Origin of the sequence: Tenacibaculum xiamenense, assembly GCF_964513065.1 — a bacterium.
Classification (GTDB): Bacteria; Bacteroidota; Bacteroidia; order Flavobacteriales; family Flavobacteriaceae; genus Polaribacter; species Polaribacter xiamenense.
On record NZ_CAZEQU010000022.1, the window covers coordinates 149,869 to 159,720 of the forward strand.

Genomic DNA, 9,852 nt, shown 5'->3' on the forward strand with positions numbered 1-9,852 from the left:
TATGAATAAAAAAATATCAAGAAAAGAGGCGCTTGAGAAAATAGGAGAGTATGGAAAGTATACAGCATTAACAGCATTAGGAACCTATTTGTTGTTAAGTCCTAAAAAAGCTCAGGCACAAAGCCCAGAACATCCAGGGAATGGATTCGATTAAGTAGGGGTACTTATTTAGACAAAAGTCAGCTATTATAGCTGACTTTTTGCATTATAACTATTCGTAAACTAATCATAGATTAATCAGCTAAATCAAGATTAATTCTCTCATATTGATCAATAATAATATCAAGTTTTTGTTGTTCTTTTCTAGCAATTTTTGGACGTAAGTAAAACCAATTAAAAGTTACCCATATGATTGTTAGTGTACTACAAATAATACCTAGCCAAAGAGTCATCTTTAATATATATTCGTACATATATAATCCAAGACCTAACGATAGTAGGATATAGTAAATACCCATGATTTTGGTTTGAATTTGTTTTTGTTGCCTTTTAATACTAATCAAGTTTTGAAGATATTCTTTAGTTTTTTCGAAATCGTTTAACTTTTTATACATACTAAATAGCTTATTATAATAGAACACAAAGAAAATCATAGAAATGATAGTGAGAATCATTCCCATTTTAGAAGTGATTAATTTCGGGTTATAGAAATACCAGATACCAGCAATAAATAAAATGGTTAGTGCAAATAAGGCATTGGTTGCAATTATTTTTAACCTACTTTTTCTACTCATCTTTTTGATTTTATTGGTCAATTCCTTTATATCAGGAGCCTCTGCCTTCTGCTGTTTCCAAATATTTTTTAAGTCTATATGATCAGTTGGCATTTTGTTTAAATTTTTGCGTTAACTTTTGTTTTATTCTATGAATCTTTACCCTCACATTCTGAGGAGTTATTCCTACAATTTCGGCTATTTGAGCTTGATTTACATCCTCTAACTCTAAAGAAATAATAATTCTTTCTATTTCGGAAAGTTCAGAAATATAATGATATAGTTGTTTGATTTGTCCCTCTATAGAAACTTCATAATCTTCTTTTATGTTGATTGGTAGTTCCGATTTTTTTATCCGTTTATCCTTTTCAATTTGTCGTAAGCAATAATTCGTTGCTATTCTAAAGATCCAGGTTCCAATATTCGATTCGTTTCTAAATTTGGATAGATTTTTCCATACGATGATAAAAATATCTTGAGTAAAATCTTGCGCTTTTGCATGGTTATTTGTGTATCCCAAACAAACTCGAAATATTCGTTCCCAAAATGTTTTATATATATCTTCAAAAACCATTAGTTGCTAAGTAAGTTTTCATTTAATTGATTAAAATACCATTCTTGATCGTCATACATAATAAAGTGCAACCCTTTATTAGCATATTGCAAATTAGCTGTTTTTAGGTTTTTATATTGATTTTCTATTTGAGTTTTAAAATTTTTAAAGTGCGATTGTAATAAAATAACAGAAGGGCATTCAATAGATTTAATCTTATTTCTTAAATCAGTATTTAAGAAGTCGCAATACATACTTCCGAAGGTTTTTCTATCAGAATCGAGACTCCATTTTACAATAAGATCTTGCTTACTTTTATTGGCAACCATAGTAATAATATTTGTTTTCTGCATTTGAAGAAATTCGTTTTCGGACATTGCCATGATTTGGTTAACCATGTGAGAACAATCATTGTTTTCCTTTACAGTGAAGGATGGATTTGTCAAGGCCATTAAACAAGGTAATGCATCAACAACAAAAATTTTCTTTACTAACTTAGGATGATCGCTGGCAATATTTAAAGCTAAGCCTCCCCCCATACTATGTCCCATGATAATGGGAGAATTGATTTTTTCATTTTTAATAAAATCTGCAATCTCGTTAGACCAATCATTAAATGTAGAATTTTCTTTGGGCATAACTCCTGCAAAACCAGGCATTGTTAGAGAGTAACATGTAAAGTCGTTCTTAAATTTTAAAACAGTTTCTTCCCAAACATCAGCCGAGCTTGCGAAACCAGGAATAAAAATAATGGCTTGCTTGCCATTTCCCTTTTTATCAATTTTAAAAGAATAAATGTTCTTTTGACCAAAAGAAATAAAAGTAATGGACAATGTTATGAATAAGGTAATTAAGTTTCGATATGTTCTCATGATATAAGACGTATTATTATTAATTTGCCCTTTTGATACGAGAAATCTAAAAATGTTACAAAGAGATTAAAATATTTTTGAATACTATTTGGGAAGTAATACGAAATTGCTTTAAACCTGGACAGTAGATGAGGTTAAAACAAGAATATGTTTACGGGTTCCGCTCATTACATAAGTTCATGAATTACTTCTTTCTAAATAAACATTTAAGAGAGTAGTTTTACGAGATAGTAAATCACTAGAATTAAACTAAAAATAGCACCGACATATCCGAATATACGACGAACAACATGACTTGAATGGTTTAGTTTTTCTATACTCATTTCACTCTCTCCTATATCAGACATGGAAATATACATAGCCCCAAAAATGATCCAAGACAAAGCCATTTCAAAACCATCTAAAAAATATACTAAGATTCCTGAAAGTACCAGAGAAAAACCAGCGATAAGATGTAGTCTCTCTATAGAGATAATATAATTTTTATTCATTTCTTTTATTTCGAACTAACAAACACATTCATCAGCACAACAACTTAAGTCCGATAAATACATTCCATTTACTTTCCAGGTATTTACTAGTAATTCAATACCTTTCTTATCATAATCTTCTTTTTTTAAAATATCTTCGACAATAACCCCAAATCGCTGCCTGAACTTATAAATGAAGCAAAATATATGATTGTCATGCCTTACCGATGGACCGGCCAGATACATGTTTTTTTGACCAAAAAATTCGTCAGTTTTTTCTTCTAATTTAGGAGTTCCATCTTCTCTTTCTATAACAAATTCTTCAATTGGATCTTTTACCAAAGAGAAACCTGTTGCACAAATTGGCATGTTATTGGCATTAATAATGGTATTGTCTTTAAGTTCAATTTGGTAGTTACTTTCAATTTTGGAAACGCCTATGACTTCTCCTATAACTTCACGGTATAGCTTCGATCTTTTTAATTGACGATATTTTTGATAAGTATATGGAGACAACACTTTGGAAGGATCACTCGTTTCCATACTGTCAATTTTATTTGGGTTAATTAAAGTTACTCTTTGATGGTTTTTAATTAAATCAAAAGCCATTTGTACACCGCTTTCATAACCACCAATAACAACAAAATCATTTCCTTCTATACAGTCAGGATATTTTATTAAAGAGCTGTGAATACAATGTTCAACTCCAGAAATATTTGTTATTTCAGGGTTTTGAAATTCCCCCGCAGCCCAAACCAAATATTTAGAAAAAAATACACCTTGATTAGTTTCTAACTTCCAACCTCCATTTTGCTTATGAACTTTCATAACCTCAGTATGAGTTTGAACATCTATGTCGAAATAATCTGCCACTGCGTCAAGATATTCGGCATATTCGTTACCAGATAAATGTTCTTTATTGAAAGAAAATGCAGGTGAAGTTGTTTCGCATATAGAATTCAAATCCATTTGTCCGAAGGCATTACTAGGAAAGGACGGTGTTATCATTTCCATAGTTTCAGGCCATTCAGAGAAAGAGTTCCCAACTTCTTTTTTTTCTAAAATAATATAATTAATATCTGTTTTATTTAATAAAGAAGCAATACCAATTCCTGCAGGACCAGCGCCAACTATAATTACGTTGGTTATTGTCATATAATTTTAATTTTATACGTTATATCAGGCTACGAAAGTAGGTTTAAAATAAAATAAATGCAACTTAGTTGCTTTTTTTTTGTATCGATAAAGTGTAAAATAAAGTTAGCGAGGTACTACCGTATTATTTACTTAATCTTAAAATTCTAAGGGCTCCTTGAATTACGAGTATAAAAACAATAGTACCGACTATTAAATCGGGTTTGTTAGAATGCAACCAATTTACAAGGATCCCTGCGGTGATAACACCGAAATTAATGATTACATCATTAGAAGTAAAAATCATACTAGCTTTCATATGTGCTTCTTCCTTGCTTTTTGACTTTTGTAAAATATAAAGACAAATCCCATTAGCAATTAGGGCAAAAATTGAAACGATAATCATAGTTGAAAAATCAGGTAATTTTTCTTCACTAAAAAAACGTCTCAATACTTCTATAAACCCAATAACTGCGAGAGCGACTTGAAAATAACCAGCGAGCTTAGCAATTTGCTTCTTTTTTGTAATTGTACCTCCAACTGCAAATAAACTGATTCCATATACAAAACTATCAGCTAGCATATCTAAGCTATCGGCTACCAACCCCATAGATTTTGAAATGATTCCTGTAGTCATTTCAATTAAGAAAAAGGCAAAATTTATTCCAAGTACCGTCCAAAGTAATTTTCTTTGATTTGAGTTTTCATTGAAATGGGTTTGGTCTGTTGGTTCTGTAGAAATCTTTTTTCCTCCCAAGTTTAATTCAAGAATTGATTTCTCAATCTGATCTGCATTTTCTTTATGAAATACAGTTAGTATTCTATTAGGTATGTCAAAATTTAAGCTAGCAATATCAGGAATCTCATCAAGTTTCATTCGAATAAGATTTTCTTCAGATGGGCAATCCATGTTTGATATTTTAAAAATAGTTTTGTTCATATGCATTTGGTAAGGGAAGGTTAAACATCCAAAGGAATATACCGTTCATTTATAATATTAATATGATGTATTTGATGAGCGATTATTGTGAGTCCAATTGCAGAAAGGGGCATTTCATATTCAAAAAATTCACAATTTGTTTCAAGCAGTTCATTGCTAAAAGATTTAAATAATATGATTGATGATTGACGAACAATTCGAAGCTCATTTAATAAATCTTCAATGGTTCGTTTATTTGCATTTGAGTTTTCAGCCATTATTTCCTGATCATGAGCATCAGGAATGGAGCCTTCATGTCGAGCAAAAATGATAGCTCTATAACACCATACTCTTTCCCAATCAATTAAATGTTGTAAAATGGTATGGATAGTCCATTTTCCTTCGGCGTACGTTCTTTGACCGATTTTTTGTAATTGATCAATATTTATTTCATCAATATCCTTTAAACTTAGTTCAAAGGCTTCAATCAGTTCTCTTCCTTCATTAAGTTTATATACATATTCTAAAAATTCATGATCTTTTTTATTGTTTGATTTTCCCATTATTTATCGTGTGTGAAATCTAAGTGATTGTAACAACTTAGAATTGAGTTAAAAGTTAGTAAATATTTTTTGTAATCAACGGATGTTTGTTTTTCTAAGGAATATCATTTTTTTACAACTGAGAAAATTAATAATAAGCGCGGTTATTAAATATTTAGTAATAAGTTTTTGACTTATTACTCTTTTTAAGAGTAGATGACGTCAATAAATGTTGCAAATTGAAAATGAGTAAATGTTAAGATTTTGGTAGTTAGGTTTTTACTTGCTGAATTGATTTTAATGATTCTAAATTTCTAATTTTCCTTTAGTCTTTTTATTTTTGGTTTAACATAAAACTACAATTAAATAGAATTAAAGTGGATAAAATAAAAATAGGAATAATAAATGTTTCTGACCGAGCGAGTAGAGGTGAATATGAAGATTTACCAGGTAAAGAAGTATGTCGATTAATGGATTTATGGTTACTTAATAGCTGGGAAAAAGAATATGCCGTTATTCCAGATGAGGAAGATTTACTTAAAGAAGCTATGATTGACATGGCTGATAACAAAGGTTGCAGTTTGATTGTAACAACGGGAGGTACTGGACCGGCAGTTAGAGATGTAACACCTGAAGCCACTATTGCAGTTTGTCAAAAAATATTACCAGGATTTGGAGAACAAATGAGGCAATTTAGTTTGCAATATGTTCCAACAGCAATATTATCTCGTCAGACGGCTGGAATTCGTGGAAATACCTTAATTGTAAACCTACCAGGTAAACCAAAATCAATTAGAGAATGTTTGGAAGCAGTTTTTCCAGCAATACCTTATTGTATTGATTTAATTGATGGTCCATACATGGAAACAAATGCTGATGAAATGAAGGTGTTTAGACCAGGGAAGAAATAAGGAAGAATTATAGAATTCATTCTAAAAAGAAGAAATTTTAAGTTTGATTTTCTATACTTTTAGTGTGTTTTGACGATTAATATTTGTCGGCTTTTTATGAAGAATAGAATTTTTAACTTATAGTAATTTTATTGCTGCCCGTTTTCCAATATTTTTTTATATCCAAAGCCATTTTCCTGACTTTTTTGCTTTTGTCATTTAGAGCTATTTCAATAATGTTTTTCTTTATTTCTTCGTGTTTAAATCTTTTCATAATCACTAGAGTATTGAAACGAACCTTCCATTTTGAGTCATTTATTCCAGCCATAAGAAGTTGTTCTATTCCTTCAATTACCCCTATCATAGAATTAATTTCTTTGCCTAAAACATCAAAATAAACTACTTGCCACGAGCTTTTAAGTCCTTCATAAAGTATTTCAAAATTATGGCTTTCAAGTTTCTTGTTTGACCATACCAATTCTATGGTTTTAAGAAGTTCAATTATTTGATCTCTATGTCTAAGATAAATATGGCTCAAATCTGAATTTGGATAGTAATTATCCAATTCCTTCAATTCTTGTTTGCCATTAAAAGGTTCTTTCATGTTAGTGGTTTTGAATAATTGATGATATCAATTTATATAAAAAAAATAGTTTGGACTGAAATATTATTTTAATTGTAAGAATTTGAGTGATAAGATTTCAAAAATGAGCTATATCATATTAGGAATAAGAAGTTTGTATTCTAGTATAGAAAGAAATAGTTCAAATAGTATTAGTATTTGCTCAGAATTTCCGTTTCCAATAGTTGATAAATATTTGGATTATTATGAGTGATTTCTCATAAGATTAAAAATTGTCAGATGGGAAATATAATCTAAAAAAAAATGTAAAAAAAAAATAAAAAACACGTCAATATTTAGGTATTAATTAATAGTTTTATCAAAATTTATAACCACGGGGGGATATAAATTTCTGTGTGAAAAGACAATACTAACTTAAATAACATATTGCTGTGGAATTTACTGGGGCAACTGAGTTTGTAAATAAATTACATTCAGCTCAACAAGAAGTCTATCTTGGGCAATTAATGAACCCAAAAAGTTCATTATACAATATCGGAGGGTACGTAATATTTAAAGGAGATCTAGATTTATGTAACTTAAGAAAAATAATAAATAAACTCCCTTTAGTTTTTGATACTTATAACTTTGAATATGATTTAACCGGCGGTGAACCATGTTTTTACTTAGATAAAGACAATTTTAAATGTATTAATCTAGAGGAGTTAGATTTTTCATTACAAGAAAGGTCGAAAGAGAAGGCAAAAAAATGGATGTATGACAAGTTAAATACGTCTTTTGATTTAAGTAAAGATCAACTATATCATTATACAATAATAAAGATTTCGGAAGATGAATATTGGTGGTTTGGATATGTTCACCATTTAGTTTTTGATGGATACGGATTTGCTATTAAAGTGAATTATGTAGTAAATGAATACGATAGACTGAAAAGGGGAGAAATAGTAGCTTCAAAATCATACCCTAGCTATATCAATAGCATAATAAAAAATCAAAATTACCTGGAATCGAGTCAGTATGTAAAAGATGCGACTTATTGGAAGAAAAAGTATAATCTGATTCCAAATTCAATATTAAGTAGAGGAGAAAATAAAAACCTTAAAGCAGACAGATTAACAATAACTGTACCTGAATCATTAAAAGAATCACTTAATAGGTTAACGAAAAATACAAGATCAAACATACCCCAAATTACAATAGCGGCTTTACTCATATATTATGGTAAAATAAATACGCAGGAGTTTTTTAGTTTTGGGGTTCCAGTTCACAATAGAGGAAGTAGAAATGAAAGAGAAACTTTGGGTATGTTCTCGGGAATACTTCCTTTTAAAGTTAAATATATTCCAAATCAAGTTTTACTCGATTTAATTACAGAAATTCGTTCAGAATTACTTAAAGATTATAGACACAGACAATACCCTATTTCTCATTTAAACAGATCACTTAACCTGTTATCTTTGAATAGAGAACAAGTATTTGATTTAGTTGTTAATTATGAGAGATTTCCTTTTCCAAAATCGTTGCATAATCTTGAAATTGAAATTAAAAATTTAGCTAGTACTTCAGATTTCCCTGTCCCTTTATCTTTCAGATGGTGTGATTATGGAGAAAATTCTCCTATGGAATTGCATGTTGACTATAAAGAGGGGTATTTTGAGAAGGGAGAAGTAAACGATCTTGTAAACAGGTTGTTTTTTGTTTTAGAGCAGTTTGAATCTTCTTTAAATAATCCTGTAAATAGTCTTTCTATTTTATTTAAATCAGAGAAACATATATTATTAGAAGAATTTAACTCCACAAAAGTTCCTTATCCAAAAGGAAAGACTTTGGTAGATTTATTTTCAGCTCAGGTTTTAGAAACACCAGATTCTATAGCAGTGGTTTATTCAGGTGAGTCATTGAGTTATTTGGAGTTAGATAAGCGATCAAATCAATTGGCTCATTATTTACTAGAACAAGGAGTTAAACCTGATGATTTAATAGGTATTTGTTTGGGGCAGGGGCTAGAGATGATTATCGGAATTTTAGGAATTATAAAATCTGGAGGTGCTTTTGTGCCAATAGATCCTGATTATCCGCAAGATCGAATAAATTATATTTTAGAAGATACTGGTGTTAAATTGTTAATCACTAGTGGAGAGGAGGTATTGATAGAAAAAGAGTTTTTAAATATTACCTTAATAAGGTTAGATATAGAAGAGAAGTTAGTATCAAGTTATCCCTCAAGTAGCTTAGATGTAGTATTAAGCCCTTCGAATTTGGCTTATGTTATTTACACATCAGGAAGCACAGGATCGCCTAAAGGGGTGATGATTGAACATTTGAACTTACTTAATTTTCTTATAAGTGTTCAAAAAAACTTAAATATAAATGAATTAAGGAGCTTACTTTCTTTGTCAAATTTTACATTTGATATTTTTTACTTAGAAATATTTGTTCCGTTAATAACTGGAGCTAGAGTTATTTTAATCGAAAAAGAACTAAGAAGAAGCGGAAATGCTCTCAAGTTATTTATAGATGAATCTGAACCAGATTTAATACAAGGTACGCCCTCTACATGGAAAATGTTGATAGATAGTGGGTGGAAGAATAGAAGTAGGAGTATAATAATTTCTGGAGGAGAAACTATTAAAGAGTCATTAAAGAACAAACTAACTTCTTTAAATGATAGTGCTATTTGGAATTTATATGGTCCAACTGAAGCTACGATATGGACAACGTTTAATAAAATGAGTTTATCAAATAAGGTTTCTATCGGAAGCCCCATTGGTAACACAGAGACTTATATTACGGATTCAGAGTTGAATTTGCAACCTATAGGAGTTGCAGGAGAGTTATGTATTGGCGGATTAGGAGTCGCAAGAGGGTATTTAAACAGACCTGAATTAACAAAGGAAAGATTTGTACCGAATCCATTTAAAGAAGGTGGACGTATTTATAAAACAGGAGATTTAGCACGCTGGCTATCGGATGGTACTATAGAATTTATAGGAAGGAAGGACAATCAAGTAAAAATACGAGGCCATCGAATTGAGTTAGGAGAGATAGAGAATGTGTTGTCTGATTTCTCAAAGGTTGTGCAATGCTGTATTGTAGCAAAAGAAGATGATTTAGGAAATAAGTATTTGGTAGGTTATGTTGTTTTATCAGAAGATTTAGACAGAGAAGCATTAAAT

The 9,852-nt window shown here is 30.3% G+C and carries 11 protein-coding genes; 3 read left to right on the forward strand and 8 right to left on the reverse strand.

Features of this window, described 5'->3' with window-relative positions; all coding sequences use genetic code 11:
- Window position 1 precedes the first annotated feature (1 nt).
- Window positions 2-154, forward strand: coding sequence for a hypothetical protein (locus ACKTTV_RS09945; RefSeq protein ID WP_408030688.1), 153 nt, complete (start codon window positions 2-4; stop codon window positions 152-154).
- Window positions 155-233: 79 nt separating this feature from the next.
- On the opposite strand, the gene ACKTTV_RS09950 is transcribed toward ACKTTV_RS09945, so the two are convergent.
- The 7 genes from ACKTTV_RS09950 to ACKTTV_RS09980 all read right to left on the reverse strand — a co-directional run bounded on the left by ACKTTV_RS09950 (window position 234) and on the right by ACKTTV_RS09980 (window position 5,224).
- On the reverse strand, window positions 234-827 hold the full coding sequence (locus ACKTTV_RS09950; RefSeq protein ID WP_408030689.1) for a hypothetical protein: 594 nt from the start codon (window positions 825-827) through the stop codon (window positions 234-236).
- On the reverse strand, window positions 817-1,287 hold the full coding sequence (locus ACKTTV_RS09955; RefSeq protein ID WP_408030690.1) for an RNA polymerase sigma factor: 471 nt from the start codon (window positions 1,285-1,287) through the stop codon (window positions 817-819). Before ACKTTV_RS09955 ends, ACKTTV_RS09950 begins: the two co-directional genes overlap by 11 nt.
- Window positions 1,287-2,138 (reverse strand): alpha/beta fold hydrolase, encoded by an 852-nt coding sequence (locus ACKTTV_RS09960; RefSeq protein ID WP_408030691.1) that lies wholly within the window; start codon window positions 2,136-2,138, stop codon window positions 1,287-1,289. Before ACKTTV_RS09960 ends, ACKTTV_RS09955 begins: the two co-directional genes overlap by 1 nt.
- A gap of 206 nt (window positions 2,139-2,344) precedes the next feature.
- A complete protein-coding gene (locus tag ACKTTV_RS09965) occupies window positions 2,345-2,629 on the reverse strand; it encodes a hypothetical protein (protein WP_408030692.1) in 285 nt (94 codons plus the stop codon).
- 15 nt (window positions 2,630-2,644) lie between these two features.
- Complete coding sequence (locus ACKTTV_RS09970) at window positions 2,645-3,763, reverse strand: NAD(P)/FAD-dependent oxidoreductase (protein WP_408030693.1); 1,119 nt, start codon at window positions 3,761-3,763, stop codon at window positions 2,645-2,647.
- Window positions 3,764-3,887: 124 nt separating this feature from the next.
- Window positions 3,888-4,682 (reverse strand): cation transporter, encoded by a 795-nt coding sequence (locus tag ACKTTV_RS09975; RefSeq protein ID WP_408030694.1) that lies wholly within the window; start codon window positions 4,680-4,682, stop codon window positions 3,888-3,890.
- A gap of 20 nt (window positions 4,683-4,702) precedes the next feature.
- On the reverse strand, window positions 4,703-5,224 hold the full coding sequence (locus ACKTTV_RS09980) for a DinB family protein (RefSeq protein WP_408030695.1): 522 nt from the start codon (window positions 5,222-5,224) through the stop codon (window positions 4,703-4,705).
- A gap of 356 nt (window positions 5,225-5,580) precedes the next feature.
- Between ACKTTV_RS09980 and mog the strand changes: the two genes are divergently transcribed.
- Window positions 5,581-6,114: a molybdopterin adenylyltransferase gene (gene mog, locus ACKTTV_RS09985; RefSeq protein WP_408030696.1), complete on the forward strand. Its 534-nt coding sequence runs from the start codon at window positions 5,581-5,583 to the stop codon at window positions 6,112-6,114.
- Window positions 6,115-6,226: 112 nt separating this feature from the next.
- Here mog and ACKTTV_RS09990 read toward each other — a convergent pair whose 3' ends face one another.
- Window positions 6,227-6,697, reverse strand: coding sequence for a hypothetical protein (locus ACKTTV_RS09990; protein ID WP_408030697.1), 471 nt, complete (start codon window positions 6,695-6,697; stop codon window positions 6,227-6,229).
- 410 nt (window positions 6,698-7,107) lie between these two features.
- On the opposite strand from ACKTTV_RS09990, the gene ACKTTV_RS09995 reads away from it, so the two are divergent.
- Window positions 7,108-9,852: non-ribosomal peptide synthetase (locus ACKTTV_RS09995; protein WP_408030698.1), on the forward strand; the 2,745-nt coding region annotated here is incomplete at its 3' end.

Bases quoted from the DNA above. Each gene is read 5' to 3' on its own strand.
- ACKTTV_RS09945 (WP_408030688.1), top strand. From the start codon at position 2: ATGAATAAAAAAATATCAAGAAAAGAGGCGCTTGAGAAAATAGGAGAG.
- ACKTTV_RS09950 (WP_408030689.1), bottom strand. From the start codon at position 827: ATGCCAACTGATCATATAGACTTAAAAAATATTTGGAAACAGCAGAAG.
- ACKTTV_RS09955 (WP_408030690.1), bottom strand. From the start codon at position 1,287: ATGGTTTTTGAAGATATATATAAAACATTTTGGGAACGAATATTTCGA.
- ACKTTV_RS09960 (WP_408030691.1), bottom strand. From the start codon at position 2,138: ATGAGAACATATCGAAACTTAATTACCTTATTCATAACATTGTCCATT.
- ACKTTV_RS09965 (WP_408030692.1), bottom strand. From the start codon at position 2,629: ATGAATAAAAATTATATTATCTCTATAGAGAGACTACATCTTATCGCT.
- ACKTTV_RS09970 (WP_408030693.1), bottom strand. From the start codon at position 3,763: ATGACAATAACCAACGTAATTATAGTTGGCGCTGGTCCTGCAGGAATT.
- ACKTTV_RS09975 (WP_408030694.1), bottom strand. From the start codon at position 4,682: ATGAACAAAACTATTTTTAAAATATCAAACATGGATTGCCCATCTGAA.
- ACKTTV_RS09980 (WP_408030695.1), bottom strand. From the start codon at position 5,224: ATGGGAAAATCAAACAATAAAAAAGATCATGAATTTTTAGAATATGTA.
- ACKTTV_RS09990 (WP_408030697.1), bottom strand. From the start codon at position 6,697: ATGAAAGAACCTTTTAATGGCAAACAAGAATTGAAGGAATTGGATAAT.